Genomic DNA, 25,224 nt, shown 5'->3' on the forward strand with positions numbered 1-25,224 from the left:
AGACCCGTGATCAGTCGCCAGCCATCAGCATCTTTCACCTTAACCGTCAACTACGCGCCGGCGTGCCGCTGCGGCCGAAGGCCTCGTCTATGATCGCCTGCAGACGTTTGACGGTTTCCGGCGTCGGCGAAGCAAAGTCCATCATTTCGTAAACTTTCCCCAAAAAATCATATTTGCCTTCACCGAAGCGGTGATAGGGCAGCAGTTCGTAATCCACCACGTTCTTGTATGGCTTGATGAACGCCAAGGTTGCCCGAATGTGCTCTTCATCATCGTTGACACCCGGGATGAGCGGCGTACGGGCGATGAACTGCTTATCCGGAAATGTATCATAGGCCCGTATGAGGTTGGCACGGATGCGCGTGTTGTCCGCCCCGCACCACTTCTTGTGGCGCTCCGGTTCGGTCAACTTGATATCGTGGAGCACGGTATCGACATGAGGCAGGACCTTGGCCATAAAAGTCCATGGCACATTGCTCGCTGTTTCGATCGCGGTGTTGATTCCGCGCTGGTGGGCTCCGGACAGGAGGGCCGCCATGAAATCGGCCTGAAGCTGGCATTCGCCACCGCTCACCGTCATCCCGCCGCCGGATTCGCGGTAGAAGGCACTGTCCTGCTCCACCTCGTCGAGCACCTGGTCTACCGTCATTTCCTGTCCGAACATGTAGAGCGCATTGGCCGGGCAGACGGGAACGCACTGACCGCAGTTGGTGCACAGGTCCCAGTTGATCCGCACCTTATCGTCCGCCCGATCGCCGGATCCGACCACATAAATGGCCGACTCCGGGCAGACATTCTTCAGGCAGAACCCGCATTGTTTTTCCCCGATGCACTTGCCGGGGTTATACCCAAGCTCCGGCTTCGGGTAGATGCTCTCGGGATTGGCGCACCACTTGCAGCGGAGGGAGCAACCTTTAAGGAAAACGGTCGTCCTGATGCCTGGGCCGTCGTGGGTGCAAAAATGCTGAATGTTCAGGACCAGTGCCGTCGGAGGTGTTGTGTTCATTTGCCGATTCTCCATGATTGTTTCTCCTCAGTCTCCAAGAGAGATTCCCAGCGCCCGCGCGATCTGAACGAACTCGCTGTCCGCGGGTACGGTCCTATATTTGTTGATGGCCTCGGCCATGGGCACGAACTTCAGGTCCGGCGGCTGGAAGACCACCATGACGCCGTTCTGATCGTTTTTCAGGGCGCGCACCGCACCGGCGCCATAGGCCAGCCCCAGTTGGCGATCGACAACCGTCGGGGTTCCGCCTTTGGCCAAATGCCCCAAAACGATGGGGTAGGTCTCCTGGTCGGTCAATCGCTGGATCTCAAGGGCGACCTCTGCGGCAACCCGGCCGGATCGCTCGATGACATGGAAGCCCTCGTCGCCCGCGGCTCCGGGGGAGAGCGCGGCTTTCATTTTCGGATCCGAGGTCATGGCAGGTGCATTGAGGCCGGCCAACGGTTTTGCGCCTTCGGCCACCACCACCAGCCCAAACGTTTGCCCGGCTTTTGCCTTCTCCTGCAGCTTCGCCGCGACCTTGCGAAGGTCGTAGTTAATCTCGGGGATGAGGACGGCATCGGCGCAAACGGCCATTCCCGCCTGCAGCGCCAGCCATCCCGCGCGTTCCCCCAAAACCTCGATGACCCCGATCCGCCGCGCTGACTGAGCCGCCTGCCGGCACCGTTCAAGCATTTCAGCCATGAAGCTCAGAGCGCTGTTGAACCCAAAAGATCGCACCGTGGCCGCCACATCGTTTTCGATCGACTTCGGCACGCAAATCGTCTTGAGTCCTTTTTTGCTGAGTTTCCAGAGAATGCTGAGCGCCCTGGCGCCGACAACGGAGATGACCGCATCGATATTCTCCTTCTGGATCATCCCTATAAGCTCATCGGACCGGTCCAGTTCCTCAACCATATTCTCCGTGTTGATGGTGCGGACATGGAAGGGATCGCTCTGGGCCGCGGTACCCAGGATGCACCCGCCTGTTCCGGCGAGGTTGTCAACTTTTTGGGGGATGAGCTTCACCAGTCCACCATCGGGGTAACGGTCGGGGAATAGAAGGCCTTCGTATCCATCGCGGATGCCCACGGTCTCACAGCCCAGTTCGCTCGCTGCCAGGACCGCACCCGTGATGACGGCGTTGAGCCCGGGGACATAGCCCCCGCCAAAATTGATGGCAATGCGTTTTATTTGTGTTGTCATGATTGAACTCCCTTTCGATATCAGTGGTTGCCGCCGGCTTTCATATCTTCCATTCGTTTCCGGACCACGGCCCGCAGATCCTCTCCGAAGCCGGTAAGCATCCCCCCGTCCACAGCCAGCATCTGACCGGTGATCATGCCGGCGCGATCACTGGCGAGAAAGCTCACGGCCTCGCCGATCTCTTCGATCGTGGTAAAACGGCCCAGCGGAACCAACCTCTTGACCGTCATCTCCCTGTACTCGGGCGTTGTCCCCGCTTCCATCAGCGGGGTTTGAACGCCGCCCGGACAAACCGTGTTGACGGTGATATTGGAATCCGCCAGTTCCCAGGCAAGGTGCTGGTTCAGGCCTGTCACGCCGTGCTTGGAAACCGTGTAATCAAGACTTCCGAAAAAGGTCATCCTGATCCCTGCGGTGGAGGCGATGTTCACGATGCGGCCCTTATTCTGTTTCATCATTTGCGGAATGACCGCCTGACAGCAGAGGAAGACACCTTTTAAATTAACGCCCAAAACCCGGTCCCACTGCTCCTCCGAAAGATCCTTGGCCAGCCCGGGAGTGCCTTCAATTCCGGCATTGTTCACCAGGATGTCGATAGCCCCGAACCGCTTGACCGTTGCTGCGGCCATGGCATGAACATCGGCTTTCCTGGCGGAATCGGCCGTGAAGGCCATGGCCCCTCCGCCCCGGGACTCTATCTTTTTAGCGACCGCTGCGATCTCGTCCATTTTTCTGGCGGTCAAAACGACATTTGCCCCTTCCCGGGCGAGGACAAGTGCTATTCCCTCGCCGATCCCTCTTCCTGAACCGGTTACGATGGCTGTCTTACCTTTAAGTTCCATTTATTCCCCTTCCCGTCTGAAAAGTCGGGTGATGGCCACGCCCGCTCCAAGCCCCAGCGCGATAGCCAAAGATGTGGTAAAGACTTTGCCCATGTTGGCAATCAATGCGACCGATGCGCCGCTGAGGGCCTCTCCTTGAATGCTTGAAACCCTCATCAGTTCCACAATTCCATTGAACATGGCTACGGCGGCGCCGAGCGGGAGGACCCCGCTGATCATGACAACAGGGGATACCTCATGCCCGCGGATGAGGATCACTGCGACCCAGACAACAACGGCGGCGGCAACCGCGGTCGACCAGTTTTGATTCATTCCCCAACTCATGAATGCATCACGAACGAAACGCCCGGCAAAACCGCTGAGAAATGCGGGGACAATGTATCGAGGCGGCGCCGTGAGAAGAATCCCCAGGCCGCCGGCGAAAAGGCCCGCCCACAGACTATTCATAAGAATTGCCAAGAGGTCCATTTTCCTTTTCCTGTTTCTTACTCGACGACAGCAATGGCGAGCGCAATGGCAACCGCCAGGACCAGAAACAAAAACACGGCAGCGGCTATCCGTTCCAATCCCACAAACATATATTTTTGGGATACCATGCCAACAAATCCGTTGATTAACGGGAGACCCGGGACCATGTAGATAACCGACGCAATCAGCGTCGCCGGCGCCGTCTGGCTCAGACCCATCCGCAGCCCGATACAGGCAATAAAAGCAGAAAGCACTCCACAGACAAGCGTCACGGGTGCGACTGCGAGCCTCCGGGACTGAAGCAGGGACCGGACAAACTGCCCAACACCCGCAGCCGCAAAGGCTATGCCGAGTGCCCCCCAATCCCCCCCGGGGATCCGGGAAAAAAACGCCGCGGTGCAGGCTGCGGCCGCTACCATCACCCACCGATTATAGGGAGTGGCAAGTGCCTTAATGCGCTCGATCTCGGCATCAAGGGCCGCAGTGCCGACCTCTCCTCTTGCCACCCGCTCGCCAAGGATCTCTGCTTCGGAGGCGCGATTCAGGTTGACGCCGATCGGGCCGACCGGCCGCAGGATCGTTGAAGACCGTCCTTCCGCTACACAGTTTGCCGCCACGAAATCCAGCCGCCATGCCGCGGTAACGCTGTTCTGTTTGCATCCTTTGATGACATTCTGAAAGGTCCGATCCGCCATCGCCGTTGAGCCGCCATTCTGCATGACGATCAAAGCCACATCCAACGCCCTCTCAACCGGTTGCATCGTCCTTTCCTTTCACAATTGTATCGGACTGCGTCTTAACCCAATAACTCGATTTCCCTTGGACGCCACGTTTTATTGAACCAGGGTTCGAGCGCGCCGTAAAGACGAAGCATCGTGAACCAGCCTTTTCCGGGCATGGTTTGTATCCAGTTGCTTTCCTTGCCGGCCGGGGCTTCCGGTCCGAAGTACACATCTACGGATCCGTCTGCGTTTGCTTTCACTGTTCCGGATTCGCTGGTCAGCGCCGTGTCGCGCTGATCTGTCTGCAACACCGAGCGTGTCTGGGTGTCATAGGGAATCAACGACCAAAATCGGTTGACCGGCACGTTCGGCGGCAGATGAAGACGATAGGTCTTTCCACCGTCAAGGTAGTTGCGCTCCGCGTCCAGAGTGGCCACGGCATACTGCGACCCGCCGCCGACAATCTTCACGGCCATTGCCGGAGAAATCCCGGTCGCGAAATAGAAGAAACCGGCGCGCGCATCAAGCAGCCGAACGTTGTTCCGGATGAACTCATGGCTGCCGCCGACGAAGGGCTCGGTCCACGACGATTCGCCTGGGTAGAAATAGTTGGCGGTGTCCCGCGGGCGGAAGGTGAGAGCCCGGCCGGTGGCGTTTCCGATCGCCGCCGCATCCGTGAGAATCTTTTCCATTCGCTTGTCCGGCGCAAACGGCCGGCCCTTCACGATGCCGATCGCCGCAAGCTGTCCAAGAATCTCGGGGTCGGCTGCGTCGGCGGGCTCCTCCTGGATGACGGTGTTGATCTCCTCGAAGAAGTTGAAGTCGGTCGATTGGATCGTGTTAAAGTACAGACCGGAACCATTGATAAACGTCATCGGGGGCGGGTTCGTTTTTCGAGCGAGCGGGTAGACCTTAAACTGTTCTTTGAAGGTCTTCACTACCGGACCCAAGTCGCCATTGACCGCGAAACCGCGCAAACCATACCACACGTGATAGGTGCGGGATCGCGCCACAAAGTAGTCCTCTGACACCGGGCCGTCGTAAACCGGCGGCAGGAAGAGGTACTTCCCGCCTTTGCCCTTGTCCGGTCCGGCAAGAACCAGGTCGATGATGTAGCGCATCCACAGATCGTCAGCAAGGCCGAGCACGCCCGGCGGCACTTCGACAACCACTGGGCCGTCCTTCAGGTTCATGTGTGCCCAGAGCGTCGCCGTCTGGGTGTTCGGGGTCAGCAGAAGCGTTTTGGCGTCCACCCGATTCTCGTGGATGACCGCCGAGAATATATCGCAACCCACACTTTTCAATCCTTCGATGTTGGCAAGGGCCGAGGCCGCTGACATCGTATTGAGGAAGACGTCCACTCCGCGAATCAGATCGAGATTGTCGTAGACCTTCCGAACGGTGTCGGCGTCCGGAAGACCGTCGAAAAACCTCAGCGTGCCCAGCGAGGTCTCAACTTGGTCAGGCGTGGTGATGGACGCCGGAATCTCTGTTCTCATCTTTGGACTATTCATGATTAGCCCTCAATCCTTTGTTTCTTTATTCATGGATGCAACCCACCATCAACAGCAATCATCGCAACCTTCCCCGGGCGAATAAAGGCCTGGTGAACCTCTCCAAATCTTTGTCACACTGAGCGCCCCGGTTGCCAGGGGCGCCCGGTAAATCTCGAAAGGCAGCATCCGCTCTTAGGAGACCATCGGCTGGATGCCGTCATACAGCGGCTTATCCTTTTCGCTGGCCAACCGATTTTCCTTTGGCTGGCTCCAGTAATCCCAGCGCGCGGTCGGCTTGAACACGCCGGTGACCGCCGCATTGACGAGGGCCTCCGGGTTGGCGTAGATCCAGGTCGTTCCCTCCGCCCCAAAGCCCGCGCACAGCTTCGTGTACTTGAAACTGCTCGTTGCGACGGTGCAGTTCTTCGGGAAGTGCCGGAATGGGAGCATACACATGCAGGTCTGGTGGTAGATCTTGCCGCCGGCATCCTCGATGCTCTTGGTATCGCCGTAGTGCTGCGCCATGAAGTAGGTCGGCGTGTCGGTCTGCACCCAAAGCTGCACGCCCTCCTTGATCTTCCTGCCCTTCACCAGGCGGGCGATCTCGCGGACTTCATCCCAAGTCGCGTGCGGACAACCGACAATCACGATATCCACCGGCTTCGCGTCTTTCGGGCCGGGCGCCGGCGCCAGGTTGTTGAGGTAGTGGTACATCTCAACGATGTCGTCCATCGTCACCTTGAACCGTTCCGGGTTCTTGGGCATGTTGCCTTTGAACGCGGCTTCCAGCGTCGGTGATTCCGGCGTGATGCCCATCAGATGCAGGATCGGATCGTTCATGCCGGGCGAAGCGCAGGAGATCAGATTCTTGGTCGCGCCCGGGAACATGATTTTCGGCAGGTTGAGCACTGCCATGATCCGGTTTCCCGCCTTCGCCGCGATGCAGGCGCCCAGGGCGCCAAAATCGGCCATGCCCTTGACGTTATCGCGAACTTCGTCATCCAACTCCACGATGCACTTGGCCGCCCGATTCTCGTCCAGGTGGCTGCCATACAATGGCAGGCAGCCGGTGTAGGCGCAGTATACGGTGTTGACGGGGGATTCCCGATTGGTCCTTGCACCCAGGACGGTGTTGATGTAGCACGCCGCACTGGACTCCGAGCTGGCACAGTACTCCCCCATCTTGGGGATGCGGGTATTGAGATAAGTGTTGCACGAGGACCAGTTGAGCCAGCCATGCTCATGCAGCTTGTCATACCCCGCCTTGTAATCCCGCACCATTTCCGGATCGAGCTTGAAGCTGCCCTTGCCCGGGATCTCGAAGTTCCACGGGTAGCCCTTTTCTTCGACCTTGTCCAACTGGCACAAATAGGGATCGTTTCCGCAGGCAGTGCCGGTTTCGTCGGCGACGTGCGCGTCCTTCATGGCGAAGATCGGATCATAGAGCGGGCTGTGTCCCAGGTCGTAGGCATTGAGCTTCGCCAACGTTGCCGGGTTCCTGCGGTCCTTCGACCAGATGGGGCACTCGTTGAGCACGAGCGTGAGGTCCACCATTTCCGTAGACTCGACCGCTTCGCCGAAGTCCACGAGTTTTTCCATACAGAACTGCTTGCATTCGCCATGCTTGCCGTCGAGCATTTCCTGTTGTTTTTTGGTAAGTTTCATACTCATATTCAAATCTCCTTTCTTTCAGTTGACTGTCTTTGCGCGAGCCTTACGCACCCTTGCGGGTGATCGTGACGGTGGCCTTCTTGCCGACCGCTGGCGCGTCGATCTCAACCATGTCGCCGTTCTTGATGGTTGTGATCGGGTCCTGGTCCAAATTGTCCACGGCCGGAATCTCGGCGGCAATGGCGCCGCTGATATCGAAGGGGAAGACCTCCCGGCAGATGATGGCCACGGGGCCGTGCTTGGACTCCTTGACCTTGTAGTACAGGCTGATAGCGCCGCTGGTGGAGCCGGTCACGGTGGGATATACCACGATCTTGCCCTCCACGGATTGGCCCAGGTTATCCCAGCCGGCCGTCAGGATTTTGCCGTCCTCGTTGCCGACGTGGTTGAACGCCCATCCAAAGCGATGGCTGAACACCATCGCTTCGGCTTTCGCTTTGCCTTTCGACCGGGCAATGCCTGTTAAAACGATCCTTGTTTCCATATGTTATCTCCTTCTGTGATTAGCGCTGCTTCCTTTGTCGGCAACGCAGCGCCGATTTTATTTTCCGGTGTCCGTTATCGGGCGCCGGATGGCCTGGTCAATTCGGAGAATCCGATTGGTGCCTTAATCTTGTTGGCCCTTCTCACAGCTCAGCCCATTTGCTCTTCCGTCCGCGCGATGATCTCCGCCTGCTGCGAGGGCGAAAGTTCGGTGAAATACGCGCAGTAGCCGGCAACCCGAACGACGAGATCCCGGTATTTTTCCGGATTTTTCTGCGCGTCCAGCAGGGATTGCTTATTGAGGATATTGAACTGAATATGTGCATGTTTCTGACTGCACCAGGCGCGGATAAGATGCATCAGCCGGCGAGTCCCCTCTTCCCCGGCCACATTCGCGGGGGCCATTTTCATATTCAGCAGGTCTTCGCGATGCTCCTTGTAGATTTGGCAGGTCGCCCTGGCGATGGACTGGAGCGTCACCGTGGGCCCCTTGGTGTCGCAGCCGTGGGAGGGAACAATCCCGTCGGAGAGGAATTCTCCGGCCGGCCGGCCGTTCGGCGTGGCCATGGTCGCCTTGCCGCAGGGGTTGTGGAAGGTGATCGGAATGATGCGCATATTGTAACTCTGACCATGGGGCTTGGGATACTTGTGGGCGTATTCCATAACCGTGCGCTGGATATGGTAGCCGATGGCGTCCACCCACTCGATGCCGTTGCCGTACTTGGGGGCATTGAGACACATCTGGCGAATGGCTTCCCTGCCTTCCCAGTTGCACTCCAGGGCCTCCAGGAGCTGGTCCCAGGTCAGCTTCTTCGTGTCATAGACGAGGTGCTTGATCGCTGCCAGGGAGTCAATGCAGGTGGCGAATCCGCCAAGCCCGTCGATACAGCCCGCATCCAGCCCCCCCGGGAAGTAATCCGCGTGTGTGTGGAGATCCCGGCCTTGCTCCATGGCCAAATCATGCATCAGGGAGGCCAGCGGAGCCGCGATATACCTGGGCTTCAGGGTGACTGCCGTGGTAGTCTGTATCATGCAATGCTTGGTAACATTCTCCAATTGCATCTTGAAGGCATTCCACACCTCGTCATACGTCTTGAAGGTCCTCGGATCGCCTGTATTCAAGCCGAATTGCTCGTCCTGATGGATTTTCATCCTGCCGTCCCGGAGCGTCATCTCAATGACAGCGCCGTAATTGATGCCGGAATTTCCGGTCTTGTGGGTTTCGCGGTTCGGCAGACGCGATTCGCTGCATCCGGATATGGCGTAATCCAGGGCTTCTTTTCTCACGATGCCGTTGCTCATAAACCACGGCACCATGAACTCGTCGTTCAGCAGTTTGGGCGAGCCTTTGCCGTCCTTGATGACCTCAGCCACGGCATGCAGGAACTTGTCGGGGGTATTGGCATGAATCCGCACTCCCAGCTCCGGGTAGCTGCACTTGAGCGCCCGGGTCGATTCCAGCAACACATAGGAAAGCTCGTTCGTGGCGTCGAAACCGTCGGGGGTCTGGCCGCCGATGGTTACGGTCTCGTGGTGGGAGAATCCCTCGCGGCCCTTGGCAAAGGCGGGCGACATCGAAGACTGAATGCACTGCATGATGTTCAACCAGAGGCACTGGAACAGCTCCCGGGCCGCTTCCGGCGTGATCCGGCCCTCCTCGAGGTCTTTTTTGTACGTGGGATAGAAATACTGGTCCATCCGGCCTGAGTTGATATCTCCTCCGACCATCTCCTCAAAGCGCGAGAAAAGCTGGGTGAACCACTGGGACTGGATCGCCTCCCGGAAAGTGCGCGCCGGATTTTCCGGAACCCACGCGCAGATGGCCGCGATCTCCTCCAGTTCCTTCTTGCGCTGCACATCTTTCGTCTGGGCTGCCATCTGGGCGGCCAACTCCGAGTAACGCTTCGCGAACAGGCTCAATGCGTCGCAGGTGATGATCGCCGCTTCGTAGAATGGCCCTTTGAGGACAATATCCCGCGGATGCTCCAGCGCGGCCAGCCGTGCTTTGGCTTCCTCGCGCAAGCCCTTGCAGCCGCGCTTCAGCATCTTCTCAAAATCAAGGACCCAGTTCTGGGAATGCCGCATGGTGGAAGTACTGACGACCACGAACGTCTGTTTGCTCCCGACGTTCTCCGGATCCCGCCCGTAGTTCATGGCCCGGCTTTCAGGAGGCAGCGCCCTGACGAAATTAGGGGTAAAGTCCTTGCCATTCCAGTAGGGGAAGAGAACCTCGTCAATGATCTTCTTGTCTTCCTCGGTGACGGCAACAGCGTCCGGAGCCCCTTTAGCCGCAATGAATGCTTCCGCTCCCGCTTTCATGATGCTGCCGTCCAGTTCGGGAAAGACCAGAGAATACCGCCCGAACCAGGTGTTGGGCCGGCCCACGATCAGCTCATCGTCGAAGATGGTGACGGTCATTTTTTCCGCGATGTTCTTCAGGGCCTTGGCCCAGCGCAGAACCAGCGGCTGGCCTTCAGTGACCTTGAAAGACTCGGTGAAGTAGACCGCCCGATCCAGGGTGACGCGGGGGGGGCCGTAGGTGCGAATGGCGTCGAACATTCTGAGGACCCGGTCGGTCACGGTGCCGTGCAAGACCTTCTTGCCCTCGAGAATGGCCTGTTCTTGTGCTGATAGTACCTGTGCGGTTTCCATACCCATTGTACCTCCCTTTTTCATATGTTTCTTCCTGCCATCTTATACTCCTTACGAACCCCAAAGCCTTCGCCTATGAGTGACATCACACGGCAGCGGGACTTCTCCCCCGCAGTCAGGCAGGGAAGCCCCACACCGATTTTCACTTAAAAGATTTCATGTTTTCCTCTGAACTCCTCAATGTCGTCGATGCTGGGATCGGGAATCACTCTGTCGATCTCAAGCGGTTCATCCCACCGGGTGGAATCATACTTCCCGGTCACCGCCGCGTTGATCAGTTCGGGCAGGCTGGCGAATATGACCCCGTGTCCCAGGCCGCCAAAGATCTTGAACTGCTTGAAGCTGTTGGTGGCGACGTTGAAGTCGCTACCCCAGTCCACACTCAACGCATTCATACCCCAGCAGACTTGGTGATAGATCTTGCCGCCGGCGTCCTCGATGATCTTGGCATCCCCGTAATGCTTCGCCATGTGGTAGCTCGGCGTATCGGTCTGCACCCAGAGCATGACGTCTTTGTGCACTTTTTTGCCCTTGATGGCTTGGGCGATCTGATGGATTTCCTCGTAGATCAGCAGCGGACAACCCATGTGGACGATATCCACCTTGTCGGTTTTGGCCGTACGCAGCTCCGCATACATCGCCTTCACATCCTTGAGGGAGAGGGGAATACGTTCCACGTCCTTGGGCACCTTGCCCCCGAAGGCGGCCTCCAGCGTCGGGGAGCCGGGCGTGATGCCGATCAGATGCAGCATCGGATCGTTCATGCCGGGGGAAGCGCAGGCGCACAAAGCCTTGGCGGCCGAGGGCATCAAGCGGGGAGGCATATTGAGCACAGCCGGAAGCCGGTTGTTGGCCCGCTTTGCAATGGCGCCGCCTAATGCAGCCCAGTCGGCCGGATCATCCACAAGGTTGAGTTTGATGTCATCGTCCAGTTCATAAATCACTTTCGGTAGGCGATTCTCGTCCAGCAGCATTCCGTACTTCGGGATACAGCCGGTGATTGTCGCATACGGGGCAGCCACGGCACTCTCCCGGTTCGTCTTGACGCCGAGGATGGTGTTGAGGTAGCAGGCGCAGCTCGATTCACAACTGGCGGCGTATTCCCCGTGCAGAGGAAAAGCGCTGTTGAAGTGGGGCGTGCAGGAGTAGGTCGGCAGCCAGCCCATCTTATGCAGGGCATTGTAGCCTTCCTTGACGGCTTCATAAACGGTCTTCGACATCTTGAAATACTTGTTGTTCCAAGGCATTCCCTCCTTCTCATACGCGTCGATTTGAAGGACGTAGGGGTCCATGCAGCAAACGAGGTTGGGATCATCGGATACCTTGGCGCCCATATCCCAGAAGGGCTCCAGAACCAGGCCTTGCCCCCACTCGAACTGTTCATATTCCGGTGAGTCTTTCGGAAAGCCTTTGGGGCAGCCGATGTAGTGAATAAAGGACAGCTTTACCATTTCTTCAGCCTCAACAGCCTCGCCAAAGGCCATCAGTCCTTCCATGGCGAGCTTCTTGGCCTCGCCGTGAACCCCGTCGAGCATTTCTCGTTCGTATTTTGTAAGCTTCATGATTGTCTCCTTTTCTAAAGTCGTCGTTCCAATTTCGTTGGGAGAAGCTACCCCCTCCGGGTTACGGTAACGATGGCCGGCTTGTCGAAGCCGTCTGCCTCGATGGTCACCCAGTCGCCGCTCTTGATGGCCTTCAATGGATCGGTGTCGAGACTGTCCACGGCGGGAATCCTGCTTGCGACGGCGCCGCCGACATCAATGCCATGGACAGCCTGGCAGATGATGCCTGCAGGGCCCTGCTTGGATCCCCTGACCTTGAACAGCAACCCGAAGGCGCCGGAGGTGGAGCCGGTCACCGTCGGGTAGACCACAATCTTGTCCTTCACGCTTTGACCACTCATCGGGTTTCCGACCATCTTGATGATTCCATTATTCAGGATGGAACACGGGGCCCAACTTAGAGGCATCTCGCTTACCAGAGCCTCGCCTTCTGCTCTCCCCTTGGCCTTAGTCTTGCCTTTCAACACCACTTTCTCTTCCATGATCAGTCTCCTTTATGTTTGGGCGCTGCCGTGAAGCGGCGCAAATTTCACCGGGACCGCGCCTTTCACGATTCCGGATGCCTCGAACTCGTTTCTATCCAAGATCTTTTAAGCGCAAAATCACCTGAATCTGATTTCCGATCACGACACGCCATTCATAAGCGATGAAATGTATTTCCGGCCTTCAAGGACTTCCCGGATGGCTGGAATCAAATCGATCACTGCTCTTCGCTTTAAAACAAAGCCATCGGCTCCTGCCGCCATCGCGTCTTTTATTATTGATCTTTCTTCATGGAGGCTCAGAATAATGATTTTTATGTTGGGAAAATCTCTTTTGAGCGCCGATGCAATGTTTATTCCCCCTGAAAATGGAAGCGACTGATCAACCAACACCACATCGGGATGGAAGCTTTCCAGGGCATCATAGAGCGACCTCTCGTCGGCCACCATCAAAACCGTCTTGGCCTCATCTTCAAGAAGGCGGCATATCCCTCCCAGCATGTTTGCATGTTTATCAGCGAGCATGATGCGGCTTTTTTTCAAGATGTTTTTGCCCCTCCGGGCGTTGTCCGGATAATTTTCTCTATGGTTTCAGGAAAATTTGAATAGCGACCCACCACTCTTGCCCCATACAATCGCTTCCGCCAAAGGTATCAAGACTGCGGCGTCCGGTACCAACAGATCCAATTAATTTGGTCATGTTGAAACTTAGGGTATAGAGACGGCGATCATAAAACAACCGGGGTAATTACTCGGTTCAGGGGAAAACTTTACGGATCGGCTACTAGTAAAGTTACGATGTTCAGGAGGGATTTTTACGAGGAACCCAAAAACTCGCGTCATCTCCGGATTGATGGGGGCGAATGGGGTGTCGCCAACCGCTATACGTTATACCGAGACGATGCCGTGTTTCACGGCGAACTGGACCAATTCGGCGCTGGTCTTGATATTGAGCTGTTCCATCATCTTGTATTTATGAAATTCAACCGTCCGGGTTGAAACATTCAAAACGGATGCGATTTCTTTGGCGGACCTACCTTCGGCCAGGAGCTGTAAAACCTCCCGCTGCCGAGGGCTTATCTTATTCAACAGAAACTTTTCCGGTGAAACCCCTTCCTGATAGGTGCGGATAAGGTCTCCCGCGATCAGGGGGGTTATATACGTTCGCCCCTTCATGGCTTCATGGATCGCCGTAACCAGCTCGGATGGAGCCGAGTGTTTCAGGACAAAACCGGAAGCACCCGCCTCGAAGGCGCTCGCAGCATAGGTTACGTCCGGGTGCATGGTTAGAAAAACGATTTTAATATTTTTATCGGTTATTTTAATCCGGCGAGCCGCTTCAATACCGTTGAGCTGGGGCATCGAAATATCCGCCACAATCACATCCGGACGGAGTGCGGCCGCCTGATCCACAAGTGCCCGACCATCCTCAACGCTTGCCACAATTTCAAACTCGCCCTCCAGAAGGCTTTTCATCCCTTCGAGGACGATCTTATGATCATCCGCCAACAGCACCCGTGGTTTTTTCATGCGTCCTCCTTCATTAAACCCCGTTGTTACAACTTCAAAGGAACTCTGACGGAGATCAGGGTTCCCTTTTCCGGCTGGGAGTGAATGGCAAGCTCCCCATTGATCAGCCTGACCCGTTCACGAATGCTTGAGAGCCCCAGTCCCGGTTTATACTTAACTTCCACCGGATCGAATCCAATGCCGTTATCCTGCACCGATAACAAAACGTCATGCGCCTTGCCTTGTAAAGAAACAGAGACATCTCCTGCACAGGCATGTTTTGAAATGTTGTTGAGCCCCTCCTGGATAATGCGGTAAAGGGAAAGGCAAATATCCTTCGGGATATCCGTTCGGATGTTCTCATGATTAAAGACGACGTTTATCCCTTCCCTCCTTGAAAAGTTCGTGCATTCCGATTCGACCGCCTTGGTCAGTCCTAAATCATCCAGGATGGATGGGTGCAACTGGCGCGAGAGGTTGTGGACATCTCCGGAAGTTTTCACCAACCCCTCTTTTATCACACGAAGTTTCTCCCGAACAAGAGCAGGTAAAGTCGGCAATTGCCCTTCGAGTTTGCCGATATCGATCGCAAATACCGCCAAGCGCTGCACCAGATCATCATGGAGCTCCCGGGCCAAACGGCTGCGCTCCAGCTCCTGATTGAAAATCAGTCTTCCAGCAAGCTGCCGGAGATCTTTTTCACTCTGTCGCAACAACCAGTCTCTTTTTCGAGATGTCTCTTCCGTCTGCTTACGTTCCAGGGCATTGACTAAAATCTCTCCCAGCAGGCGCAGTCGCGGGATAAATTCCTCCGGCCAGTCCCGCTCGCTTTTCACCGAATTGAAGACGATGATATGATCAACGGACCCACCGATGATGATTGGAATGTTCAGGTTGGATCGAATTCCCCACTTGATCCAGGTCTGTTTGTCCACGTCCGCCTCAGCCGGTAGATCATCGAGGCGTGAAACAGACAATACTTCGTGCCTTCGAATCAGTTTGTCGTACGCCCATGGGTTGATCGATACAGGGAGCTTTATCCCCCGGGGAACCGGTGGCAAAATCTCTTGTTCGCTAACATGGGTGATCTTCCATTCCGTCTTATCCGGCAATACCTGAAGCAGTGCGCAGCGGTCGCTCTGAAAGAATTCGAGGATCTGTTTCAGTTTGTCCTCGATCTCAGGGTCCAGCTGATCAGGAGATATGTTCACCAACCCGGCCGAGATGTTTGATACCAAACGTTCAAACCTCAGCAGATCCTCCAGGGTTTTCTCCGCTTGTTTACGCTCGGTGATGTCTTGAACGAATCCCGAATAGTAGAGCGTTTCCCCACCCGAGCCGACCACCCTCCGGCTGCTGACCGATGCCCAAATTTTCACGCCATCCCGTCGCATTATTTCTAGCTCAAAACCAAGCACAACATCCTGCTTTTCCATCAACCTCAATAACTCCAGACGCTTATCCGGATCTGAGTATAGCTGACGTCCCAAGTCCTGAATCTTTGACATAAACTCACCGGACGAATCATATCCCAAGATCCTTGCCAGAGTGGGGTTGACCGTCAGGGGTTTTCCCTGCGGCGAGGTTTCAAAAATACCTTCCACGGCACCTTCGAAAATGTTTCGGTACTTTTTTTCCGCTTCCCTGAGGGATGTCTCGGCCGACTTTTTCCGGCGTATCTGGCCAACGAGAAAAATGATCAGGACGCTTTCCGCCAGGCAGAAGGCCAAAATCCCGATCATGTGATACTTGAAGTCCCAGATCGTGAACTCCTTATTGCTGATGATGCTTCCCTTCGGTAAAGCGCTTTCGCTCAGGTGCCAACGCTTGAGCTGCCGCCAGTCGAATATGGGTACGGGAGGCGTCTTCAGGATTTCGGAGGCATCCCTCCTCGGCGCAATGCCGCTGAGGAAATCCAGAACGAGTTTCCCCGCCTGCGAGCCGATACGCTCGGAGTCGAGGAGACTGCCTCCCACAATCCCGTATCCCAGACCGGTGTCGACAACCCCGAAGATTGGCGCTGCGGAGACCTGACTTAATCTTTGGGCAACTATCGGGGTCGTGTACTTTGCCCCTTTGATATCCTGAACAAGAGCCAACAACAGAAGAATGGATCCGGGCGGCACGTTGGAGACGGTAGCCAGCATCTCCTCGAAGGGCATGTGGCTCAGGTACTGAAATTCAAGCCTGGTCTCCCATTTTTTCAAATCGCGACGTGCCTGCGCTTCTATCCGCCTGTCAACTTCGTGTTTACCGCTCACGACATAGACGCGTTTTACGCCCGGAACCAAGCTCAGCGCAATTTCAAGGGTTCCCGTGATATCGAGTGAAGCGGTATGCCCGACGATGGTGCGATCCGCAGTTGACAAATCAACGTTCTTTTGCAGGTACAAGGCGATGGTGGGAACATCCGGAAAGATATCTCCGCAATCTTTCAGCAAAAACGCCAAGGCTTCCGGGTACATGGTGATTATCACGTCGACTTTTCGATGGCCGTACTGCAGGCGAAATTTTTCGGCCAGGGCTTTCCTGTACTCGGCACCGGGGGTCCGGATGAGGCTCAGGGACTCGAAAAACAGTTTCGGGCCGGAAAACCCGCCGAAGCCCAGCGTTGTTGAGAGTCCTTTGTCGGTACTTTGGAAAAGAGGCCCGTTGGTTTCGCCGGAATGTATGACCAGAACGTTCTTTCCGCTCAGATCAACCTGAACCTGTGTCTGGGCAGGGGCCGGGCCGGCACCAAGCCCAAGGGCGGGCAGGAGGAAAAAACATAATGAACAGGCTACCAATATCCATCCGATTCGGCGGGCTATCGACATTTCTGATTTCGGCGGCAGGTTCAAATATTAATCCTCGAAATACGCCGTCTTGCCTTCTTTCTCCAAAATGCCGGCACGTCCTTCCTCTTCCCGGCACATGCCCGGGTTTCCATCGAGGGGCGTGTCAACGTATTATAACACCATTCCATCGGTCTCCCCTCATTCGACGCCGCGAACTGTCGGCGTCATCGGTCGCCTCGCAACAGCACCTCTCCTCTATAGCTAATGGTTGATCGGTGTCCCACGTTCCAAACTTCGGGGCGCACATCCCGATAAACTGGGGCAAATTCGATTATAATTTATCAGGAGGAGTTCCAATGTCAATCAGTTTATCCGTTTATTTTACCGATTTGGCCTAATTTAACTGAGTCGGTCCGTCGAGGCCGGCGGGTGCCGCCGAGAGGTCGAAATCCGGTTGAGAGCTGTTCTTCTTCCTTATGCGGGTCAGGACGCCGAGCAGGATCTCAAATACATTGATGGCTACCTCGGGCATCGGCAAGCCGTCCCACGGTGTCCACGCACCAGGCTTCATATCGGATTCATCCCGACGGATTCGGACGGCGAGGGAGGCAATTTACGCGCGCTTCCCGAAGCGTTTTTTGCTTTTCCAGAGTTTGTATACGGCCGGATATACGAGGAGTTCCAGCAGAAAGGAGGTGGCAAGTCCGCCGATCATAGGGGAAGCGATGCGTTTCATCACATCCGATCCGGCGGCGGTGGACCACATGATGGGAAGAAGGCCCATGCCTGTTCTATTGATCGGCCATGGATTCAGCTTGAGTCAATCAGATGCTGGTGCTCATCGAGAGAACCGCAAGGAAGAATATCGACAACCGGGACCGCGGACTGGACGGATTTATATCAAACAAAAAGGATGTCCGTAATCCGCGCAGCGAGTTCATGCTGAAAGAGTTCGAAGATATCGTCCGGGGACAAATACCCATGCCCGACGGAAATAGCTATGGCTTTGTATCCGAACTCAATGATCTTCAAAAAGATATTCTCTCCATCCTGAACATTCCATTTCACTACTATGACTACTGTCTCGTCAAGCACCAAGTGTCGGATAAAGACGGGATAACTTTATCCGAGCATCCTTGGTGGTAAACTGCCAATTCACCTTGGCGTTTCGGTTGTTTCTGAACTCTTGCCATGCCCGTGCTTCTTTGTATTTCTTCATAGCCAAGCCTCCTGGGTTACGGATTGATCATGAAGAAACTATAAATCATTTTTTACGACATTTTACGACATTTTAAGGTTGACATGACACTATCTTGCCCCTACTGTCACGCCGATGGGCTGAGCCTTTTCATCGCTCCCGGGGCCGGCGGGTTCGGTATACCAATTCGCTTTGGCAACCACTTTAGCCCTCTCCGGATCACCTTCGTAGCTCGGCGTCATGATCTGCACGCCGTATTCGTTGAACAGGTCGAGAATATTGTGATGCAGTTGCGTGTAAAGCCCTGCCATTTGCCAAGGATCATCGCAATAGGCATTCAATTCGTATGTAATCGCAAAATCGCCGAGTTCCGTCTGCTGGACAAAGAGGGCGGGATTTTTTAAGATCTTCGGCGTTCGGTCAGCCGCCATGAGCAGCATTGCCTCTACCTGCCGCCAGGGGACTTCATAACGGATACCCACCCTCGTGTAGAGGATAAGTTTATTTTCGCGCAGGAGGCTGGAATAGTTCAACACTTGTCCTTCCAGGATCACCGAATTCGGAATAATAATTTCTTCATTGTGTATCGTCTTCAGGTGGGTGACCATGTTGCGCATTCTGGTCACATCGCCGATGGTATCGTTGATTTTCACGCGATCCCCGATTTTAAAGGCACGCCGGTAGATCAGGGTGTAACCCGCGATAATGTTGGATATGACGGATGAAGAGCCCAGGGAAAAAAGAGCACCGACAGACAGCGAAACGCCTTTGAAAGCGTCCGACCCGGACCCGGGAATGTAAGGGTAGGCAAATACCAAAGAAAGCGCGATAACGAAATAACGGACCAGCTTAAAGGTAGGCTGTGCCCATTCAGGTTCAAATCCTTGCAAGACAATAATGCCGCTTTCAATCGAATTTAAAAAGGACCGAAATATCCCTAATACATAGCGGGTTATGACAATGAGAAGGGTGATGAATATAAAACTGGGGATATAATTCAGGACGGCCCGCCCCATTATTTCCAGCGGATCGAGGATATAGTTCAACATGTGTTGGCCCAGGAAACGGGTCCAGGGGAAAATATTTAAAACCACTCTTGTCCAAAAACGGTTTCAAAGTGGAGTAATCCAATAAGATCTTGAAAAAAAGCCTCCTTGTAAGGCATGGTTTTACAGCGACGAAAAACCCTTAGCCAAAAACAAGGAGGCAGCATGATGGTACGACATGCAAGTCTGTTTAGTCAATTGGTTGCTTTGTTTATGTTAGCAACTAATAGAAATGTCCGCTTTTATAGCAAGTAAACTGTCCACTTTGTAATGTATAGGAAACTAAACAAAGTAGCTGGGAAATCCCGCAGGCCCAAAATATCCGGAGGGATTTTCCCAGCGGGCTACCACTACGGGAATCACGCTGCCATATCCACCTTTGAATCGATTAATACCCTTTTTTCATTATACTTTGACAACTTTCGCGGGCCATGAAAAACTGCCAAACTTCCATTCGGATAACGATGCACTCGAACCTGAACTTTTACATAATGCATGCGATACGGGTTTGAGGGAATCTGCAACTTGAGTCCCTCAAATTGTACGCAATTATCATTTCCCACGCGCCGCTCGAACTGTTCGCAGAGAATGTCGTCTATATTGTCCCCCCAAAAAGGGACAAATGCAGAACCCTTCTCCGCAGCTATCCTTTTAAACTCTTGATTAAAAGCGGGGCAATAAATCTCTTCCAAATAGCGATTGGCACTCTCTATTTTGGTGATTCCGGCCAGAGCAAGCTCCTTGGGAAGTCGGTTCTGGTGGGTACCGAAAGCCCTTTCGCTTCTGCCTCTGGCTTCGGGCGAATACGCGGCAATCATCTCCGCTAAGGGTTTTTCGTCGCTGTAAAACCATGCCTTACAAGGAGGCTTTTTTTCAAGATCTTATTGGATTACTCCACTTTGAAACCGTTTTTGGACAAGAGTGATTTCTTATGTAAGATTTCTTTCTGTAAGGCAGGAGCAAGGAGACAACCTCAGCATATTGCTGATCAGCAATATGTTGAGGCCTTTTGGTTGCGGGTGGACGCCCTTTCAGGCGCGCTTGATGCCCAGCTTCTTGATCCTGAACCGAAGCGTGCTCGGGTGAAGATTGAGAATCGCGGCCGCGCCGTTCGGCCCTTCGATTCTCCAGCCTTTTTCGCAAAGCACCCGCAGGATGTGCTCTCTTTCCATTCCGGCCAGGTCCTTCAAGGACGCATCCGCATGTACATTGACTTTCTGCGGTTCGAACCGGTCCGTCATTTGAAGCACAGGCCCGGTGGTAATGATGACGGCCCGCTCAATCACATGTTCCAGCTCCCTTACATTGCCGGGCCACCCGTACTGATGCAGTGTTTTGATGATGGATTTCGGGATGGTCTCAATCCGCCGGTTGAACTTTCGGGAAAACTTGTCCACGAAAAAATGGACCAGCATCGGAATATCATCGGGCCGCATCCGCAAGGGCGGGATTGAAACCGGGAAGACGTTCAGCCGATAGAAAAGGTCCTCCCGAAAGCGGCCGTTGCTGACATCCGCCTTCAGGTCCCGGTTGGTGGATGCAATGATCCGGACGTCGACTTTGATGGTGTGGGCGCTGCCCAGCCGTTCAAATTCGCCGTCCTGAAGCACCCGCAACAGCTTCGACTGAAGTTCCAGCGGCAGCTCGCCGATTTCATCGAGAAAAATCGTTCCCCGGTTCGCCACCTCGAACCGTCCCGCCTGCCGGCCGTGGGCACCTGTAAAAGCGCCCTTCTCCCGGCCGAAAAGCTAACTTTCGATGAGGTTGGCCGGCAGGGCGGCGCAGTTCACGGTGAGCATCGGCCGGTCCTTGCGGGCGCTAAGACCGTGAATGGCGTTGGCGACCAGGCCCTTGCCCGTCCCGGTCTCCCCAAGAATCAGGACGGTGGCGTCGGTGGCAGCCACCTGCTCGATTCGAAAAAGCACATAGTTGAGCGCATCGCTGCTTCCCACAATCTTCTCGAACCCCTGCACCCTTTTTATATCTTTCTGGAGGTACAGGTTCTCGTCTTCAAGGTGCTCACTGAGCGCTTTAATTTCCTGAAGGTGCAGCAGGGCTTTATTCTCCATCCGTTTGCGTTCTATCGCGTTGGCAAATACTTGCGCGATCAGCGCAAGCTGCCCGACCAGCTCCTCCGGCCAGGCACAGTTCTCCCGTGTGCTATTGAGTCCAAAGGCGCCAATGGGCCGCTCGCCCCCTACCGAGAGCGGGAGTGTCAAATTCGACTTGATGCCTAGCTCTCGACACATTTCCAGATCACGGGCGGCCTCCGCCGGTAGCTCTTCCACCGAAGAAATTTTAATGCCGCGGCCGGCTTTGATTTGCTCTGTGCACCAGGGAAAATAGTCGTCGGCGACCATACCAATAGCAAGCTGCGGGCCGCCCTCACCACGGTAAAAGTGAGTGAGCGTAGCGGAATCCGTGGCCGAGTCCGGCAACCACTGCCAACGTCAACTTGTGCGCAGAGATGTCAAACGACACGCCAATGAAACGATTCAGCTCTTTTGTTTCTTTAGCATACAGTCGACCGAGAGAGCGAATCCATCGAATGTTTCCATCGGAAAGTATGATCCGGTGATCGCTCTGCATCCTATCTCCGTGCAGCAGCGCCAGCCGAACCGCCTCGTTGGCCCGGTCACGATCGTCGGGATGAATTTTCTCAATAAAACTTTCATAATTCAGCTCTTCATCCAAGGCGATATGGTACAGCTCCCTGGTTTTCGCCGAGGCATATACCGCTCCGGTGCCGGGACTCAAGCTCCAGAGGTTTGCCCCCGCGGCTTCCATCGCCAGGCTCAGACGTTCCTCGCTTTCGCGAAGGGCCAGATCCGCAGCCCCGCGCGCCAACGCATTGACGAAGATTTCACCGAGAAGCTTGAGCCGGGATATACATTCTTCCGGCCAGTCCCGTTCGCGCGTCACGGAATTGAGGACAAAAATATGAGAAACCGGTCCATCCATGACAATCGGGATGTTCAGGGTGGATCGAACCCCCCAGTCGACATAGTTTTGCTTGTCCGCAAGCGCTTCGACCGGCAAATCATCCAGCCGCGAAAACGAAACCACTTCACGCTTTCGGATCAGCGTGTCATTTGCCCATGAGCGAATCGATACGGGATATTCAACCCGGAGAGCCGGCGATCTCACCGCCGTTGTTTCGAACTCCGCCTCGGCCATATGGGTAACCATAAATGAGGTTTCACTCAATATCTGAACCAAACCGCAGCGATCAACCTGAAAAAATTCCAGGAGCTGCTTCAGTGCCCATGTGATCTCTTCATCCAACCGATCGGGCGGTATGTTCGCGAATCTGGACGATATATCCGACAACAATCGCTCAAACGTCAGTGGTGTTTCTGATACCATCTTGTTAACATCCCCACCTGTTCGTCTCCCTCCGAGTATCGGGAAGACGTAAAACCGGCTGATTTTTGTCTGAGTAAATAGTTGATCTCTTGAACCGCGTCCAAAACCCTTTCGTTCGGCCAAGGTTCAAGGCACATCAAAGTGTCAACTGGAGAAATGCATTATATCTTTCGAAAATGAAAATATTGATCCAACGCCGAAAGCCGCTTTGCTCTGGTTTTGAATAGAATAAATCGGTTCAAATTGTCAATTTTAACCGCCTTCCAAAAACATAACAGCTTATTATATTTGTTAATAAAAACAATCATCAGCAGCGGCCAACATCGCTATTATTTAGTGTATATTGAGAAATGCCATATCCCGGCTCAGCGCAAGGCTCTGGCAGGGGGGTTCAAGCCGTTGCCAATTATTTTTAACCATTAGAAATTATGTATTAAATATTGCTTGCATGCCATAAATAAGTTTGCTACTGCAAATTTTTTCGGTTTAGCATGCAAATGAAGAGAATGCCGTCAACCATCGGAGATAATAGATGACACCCCCCATGAAAACAGGGGCCGAAATACTCATTCAGGCCCTGATCGATGAAGGCACGGAACATATTTTCGGGTATCCGGGCGGCGCCATCATCCCTACCTATGATGTACTTTATGATGCGCCGTTAAAGCACATACTGGCCCGGCACGAGCAGGGGGCCGCCCATGCCGCGGACGGATACGCGCGTGCGACCGGGCGGGTGGGCGTCTGCATCGCCACCTCGGGACCGGGCGCCACCAACCTGGTGACCGGTCTATCCACCGCGCATATGGATTCGGTGCCGATGATCGCCATCACGGGCCAGGTGCCGGTGCCCATGATCGGCTCCGATAGTTTTCAGGAAGCGGATATTTACGGCATCTCCATTCCCGTCACCAAATATAATTATCTGGTCAAGGACGTAAATGACCTTCAGGGAATCATTAAAGAAGCCTTTTATATCGCCAGTACCGGCAGACCCGGCCCCGTGCTGATCGATTTTCCAAAAGACGTTCAGCTCGCCAAAACCCGGCTTAAAAAACTGGGACCCGTCCGGCTTCCGGGCAATCGCCCCGTCATTCCCACCGGGCACCCGAAGCAGATCGAGGCGATCGCCGCTGCTTTAAAGCGGGCACACCGTCCGGTCATTTACGCCGGCGGCGGCGTGGTCAGCTCCGGCGCGAGCGAGGAGCTGGTGACATTCGCCCGGGCAACCCACATTCCCGTCACCACGACCCTGATGGGCAAAGGAATTTATTCTGAAAGAGACGCGCTTTCCCTCGGCATGCTCGGCATGCACGGCACCAAATATGCCAATTACGCAATTCACGACGCCGATCTCATTCTGGCCATGGGGGTTCGCTTTGATGACCGGGTGGTCGGGAATATTAAGGATTTCGCCCCATTGGCAAAGATCGTGCATATCGACATCGATGCGGCCGAAATCGGCAAGCGAATCGCCGTCGACATACCGGTGGTCGGTGATATCAAAGCGATTCTCGCCGCACTCAACCAGAGAATAGGCATCTCGACCCGCAAACACTGGCTGACCCATCTGGCCCGGCTTAAAAGGGAAAATCCGCTTTCTTTTAAAGACAACGGAACCTTGAAACCGCAGCACATTATTCGTTCCTTAAGCGACATGACTCAAGGGGAGCTGATTGTCACTACGGACGTGGGACAGCATCAAATGTGGGCGGCGCTCTATTATCTTGCCACGGCGCCGCGCCGCTTCATCACCTCCGGCGGCGCCGGCACCATGGGATTCGGTTTTCCCGCGGCTATCGGTGCGAGTGTGGGGCGTTCGGATCTGCCGGTGGTGGCGCTTTGCGGAGACGGCAGTTTTCAGATGTGCATTCAGGAGCTGGCAACAGTTCGCATGTACAACCTGCCGGTCAAAATCTTTATCCTCAACAACGGGTGCCTCGGCATGGTGCGGCAATGGCAGCAGATTTTTCATAACAGCCGTTATTCCCACACCTGCTTTGACTATAACCCAGACTTTTGCAAAGTGGCCGAAGCCTATGATATCGCCGCCATGCGCGTTACCGAGCCTACGCAAGTCAAACAAGCTATCGAAAAAGCGCTTCGCAGCGAAGGGCCGATGCTGGTCGATTTTCGCGTGGTGCAGGAAGAAAACGTAATCCCCATGATACCGCCGGGCGGCGGTCAAACACAGTTCATCGGAGAAGATAAAGACGATGCCTAAAATCCTTTCGCTGCTGGTACGAAATCATCCGGGCGTCCTGTCTCATATTGCCGGGCTCTTTACACGACGCGGATACAATATTGAAAGCATTGCAGCAGGAGAAACCGCCACTCCGAACACCACCCGCATCACGATCGTGGTCGGCGAAGACGAATCGATGATCGAACGGGTTTCCAAACAGATTCGAAAGCTGATTGATGTGATAAAGGTTCAGGAGCTTACGTATGAGGGCTCTATTACGCGGGAGCTGTTGCTGCTGACCCTGCTGGTGCCGGTCAACAAGCGATCCGAGGTGATCACGATTACCAACACCTTCGGCGCCACGGTTGTGGATATTTCAGATAAGACCATGACCATTGAAATTTCCGGCAACAGCCTGAAAATCAACACCACGATTCGGGCGCTCGGGGAATACAAAATCAAGGAACTGGCGCGTACCGGAATGGTGGCGCTGCCGCTTGAAAGCATGCTGGATCATCCGAAAAAAAACACAAGGGACTAGCCAAATCACCTCCTAATCAGGCAAAGCCGGATG

At 54.7% G+C, this 25,224-nt stretch carries 22 protein-coding genes and 2 pseudogenes; 3 read left to right on the forward strand and 21 right to left on the reverse strand.

The features are described from left to right. Nucleotides 1–46: 46 nt before the first annotated feature. The 16 genes from RBT11_15510 to RBT11_15585 all read right to left on the reverse strand — a co-directional run bounded on the left by RBT11_15510 (nucleotide 47) and on the right by RBT11_15585 (nucleotide 17,639). Nucleotides 47–1,021, reverse strand: a complete 975-nt coding sequence (locus tag RBT11_15510; GenBank protein MDX9788188.1) for a glycyl-radical enzyme activating protein — start codon at nucleotides 1,019–1,021, stop codon at nucleotides 47–49. 12 nt (nucleotides 1,022–1,033) lie between these two features. Then, nucleotides 1,034–2,191 carry a 6-phosphofructokinase gene (locus tag RBT11_15515; protein ID MDX9788189.1) on the reverse strand — a complete coding sequence of 386 codons (1,158 nt, stop codon included), beginning with the start codon at nucleotides 2,189–2,191 and terminating at the stop codon, nucleotides 1,034–1,036. Between the two features lie 20 nt (nucleotides 2,192–2,211). Next, nucleotides 2,212–3,033, reverse strand: a complete 822-nt coding sequence (locus RBT11_15520; GenBank protein MDX9788190.1) for an SDR family NAD(P)-dependent oxidoreductase — start codon at nucleotides 3,031–3,033, stop codon at nucleotides 2,212–2,214. Beyond that, on the reverse strand, nucleotides 3,034–3,501 hold the full coding sequence (locus RBT11_15525) for a threonine/serine exporter family protein (GenBank protein MDX9788191.1): 468 nt from the start codon (nucleotides 3,499–3,501) through the stop codon (nucleotides 3,034–3,036). It lies immediately after the preceding gene. Between the two features lie 17 nt (nucleotides 3,502–3,518). After that, nucleotides 3,519–4,262, reverse strand: a complete 744-nt coding sequence (locus tag RBT11_15530; GenBank protein ID MDX9788192.1) for a threonine/serine exporter family protein — start codon at nucleotides 4,260–4,262, stop codon at nucleotides 3,519–3,521. Between the two features lie 35 nt (nucleotides 4,263–4,297). Next, entirely contained in the window at nucleotides 4,298–5,737 is a 1,440-nt protein-coding gene (locus RBT11_15535) for a DUF1254 domain-containing protein (GenBank protein ID MDX9788193.1), read from the reverse strand. A 174-nt stretch (nucleotides 5,738–5,911) separates the two neighbouring features. Further along, nucleotides 5,912–7,384, reverse strand: coding sequence for an aconitase X (locus RBT11_15540; GenBank protein ID MDX9788194.1), 1,473 nt, complete (start codon nucleotides 7,382–7,384; stop codon nucleotides 5,912–5,914). A gap of 49 nt (nucleotides 7,385–7,433) precedes the next feature. Further along, complete coding sequence (locus RBT11_15545; GenBank protein MDX9788195.1) at nucleotides 7,434–7,874, reverse strand: DUF126 domain-containing protein; 441 nt, start codon at nucleotides 7,872–7,874, stop codon at nucleotides 7,434–7,436. Between the two features lie 149 nt (nucleotides 7,875–8,023). Further along, nucleotides 8,024–10,549 (reverse strand): pyruvate formate lyase family protein, encoded by a 2,526-nt coding sequence (locus RBT11_15550; protein ID MDX9788196.1) that lies wholly within the window; start codon nucleotides 10,547–10,549, stop codon nucleotides 8,024–8,026. Nucleotides 10,550–10,671: 122 nt separating this feature from the next. Next, nucleotides 10,672–12,087 carry an aconitase X catalytic domain-containing protein gene (locus tag RBT11_15555; GenBank protein ID MDX9788197.1) on the reverse strand — a complete coding sequence of 472 codons (1,416 nt, stop codon included), beginning with the start codon at nucleotides 12,085–12,087 and terminating at the stop codon, nucleotides 10,672–10,674. 47 nt (nucleotides 12,088–12,134) lie between these two features. Next, a complete protein-coding gene (locus RBT11_15560; GenBank protein MDX9788198.1) occupies nucleotides 12,135–12,569 on the reverse strand; it encodes a DUF126 domain-containing protein in 435 nt (144 codons plus the stop codon). A 141-nt stretch (nucleotides 12,570–12,710) separates the two neighbouring features. After that, the gene (locus RBT11_15565) at nucleotides 12,711–13,112 is read right to left on the reverse strand and encodes a response regulator transcription factor (protein MDX9788199.1); all 402 of its coding nucleotides are present in this window, start codon (nucleotides 13,110–13,112) and stop codon (nucleotides 12,711–12,713) included. 345 nt (nucleotides 13,113–13,457) lie between these two features. Next, nucleotides 13,458–14,099 carry a response regulator transcription factor gene (locus RBT11_15570; protein MDX9788200.1) on the reverse strand — a complete coding sequence of 214 codons (642 nt, stop codon included), beginning with the start codon at nucleotides 14,097–14,099 and terminating at the stop codon, nucleotides 13,458–13,460. Between the two features lie 26 nt (nucleotides 14,100–14,125). Further along, nucleotides 14,126–16,894 carry a PAS domain S-box protein gene (locus RBT11_15575; GenBank protein ID MDX9788201.1) on the reverse strand — a complete coding sequence of 923 codons (2,769 nt, stop codon included), beginning with the start codon at nucleotides 16,892–16,894 and terminating at the stop codon, nucleotides 14,126–14,128. Nucleotides 16,895–17,249: 355 nt separating this feature from the next. Then, complete coding sequence (locus RBT11_15580; GenBank protein MDX9788202.1) at nucleotides 17,250–17,426, reverse strand: hypothetical protein; 177 nt, start codon at nucleotides 17,424–17,426, stop codon at nucleotides 17,250–17,252. A gap of 42 nt (nucleotides 17,427–17,468) precedes the next feature. After that, nucleotides 17,469–17,639 (reverse strand): efflux RND transporter permease subunit, encoded by a 171-nt coding sequence (locus RBT11_15585; protein ID MDX9788203.1) that lies wholly within the window; start codon nucleotides 17,637–17,639, stop codon nucleotides 17,469–17,471. 44 nt (nucleotides 17,640–17,683) lie between these two features. Between RBT11_15585 and RBT11_15590 the strand changes: the two genes are divergently transcribed. Continuing rightward, nucleotides 17,684–18,001, forward strand: a complete 318-nt coding sequence (locus tag RBT11_15590) for a hypothetical protein (protein ID MDX9788204.1) — start codon at nucleotides 17,684–17,686, stop codon at nucleotides 17,999–18,001. Here the strand turns inward: RBT11_15590 and RBT11_15595 are convergent. The 5 genes and pseudogenes from RBT11_15595 to RBT11_15615 all read right to left on the reverse strand — a co-directional run bounded on the left by RBT11_15595 (nucleotide 17,943) and on the right by RBT11_15615 (nucleotide 22,465). Further along, nucleotides 17,943–18,068: pseudogene (locus RBT11_15595) on the reverse strand (IS630 family transposase). The gene RBT11_15590 and the pseudogene RBT11_15595 sit on opposite strands and share 59 nt — an antisense overlap. Nucleotides 18,069–18,163: 95 nt before the next feature. Further along, nucleotides 18,164–19,102 carry a mechanosensitive ion channel gene (locus RBT11_15600; GenBank protein ID MDX9788205.1) on the reverse strand — a complete coding sequence of 313 codons (939 nt, stop codon included), beginning with the start codon at nucleotides 19,100–19,102 and terminating at the stop codon, nucleotides 18,164–18,166. A gap of 356 nt (nucleotides 19,103–19,458) precedes the next feature. Then, a complete protein-coding gene (locus tag RBT11_15605; GenBank protein ID MDX9788206.1) occupies nucleotides 19,459–19,917 on the reverse strand; it encodes a hypothetical protein in 459 nt (152 codons plus the stop codon). Nucleotides 19,918–20,130: 213 nt separating this feature from the next. Next, a pseudogene (locus RBT11_15610) lies at nucleotides 20,131–21,459 on the reverse strand (sigma 54-interacting transcriptional regulator). A gap of 25 nt (nucleotides 21,460–21,484) precedes the next feature. After that, on the reverse strand, nucleotides 21,485–22,465 hold the full coding sequence (locus RBT11_15615) for a PAS domain-containing protein (protein ID MDX9788207.1): 981 nt from the start codon (nucleotides 22,463–22,465) through the stop codon (nucleotides 21,485–21,487). Between the two features lie 532 nt (nucleotides 22,466–22,997). Here RBT11_15615 and ilvB point away from each other — a divergent pair. Beyond that, entirely contained in the window at nucleotides 22,998–24,689 is a 1,692-nt protein-coding gene (gene ilvB, locus RBT11_15620) for a biosynthetic-type acetolactate synthase large subunit (GenBank protein ID MDX9788208.1), read from the forward strand. Next, nucleotides 24,682–25,191, forward strand: coding sequence for an acetolactate synthase small subunit (gene ilvN / locus RBT11_15625; protein ID MDX9788209.1), 510 nt, complete (start codon nucleotides 24,682–24,684; stop codon nucleotides 25,189–25,191). The genes ilvB and ilvN overlap by 8 nt, the downstream gene beginning before the upstream one ends. Nucleotides 25,192–25,224: the final 33 nt, after the last annotated feature.

This window comes from Desulfobacterales bacterium (assembly GCA_034003325.1).
GTDB lineage: Bacteria > Desulfobacterota > Desulfobacteria > Desulfobacterales > JAFDDL01 > JAVEYW01.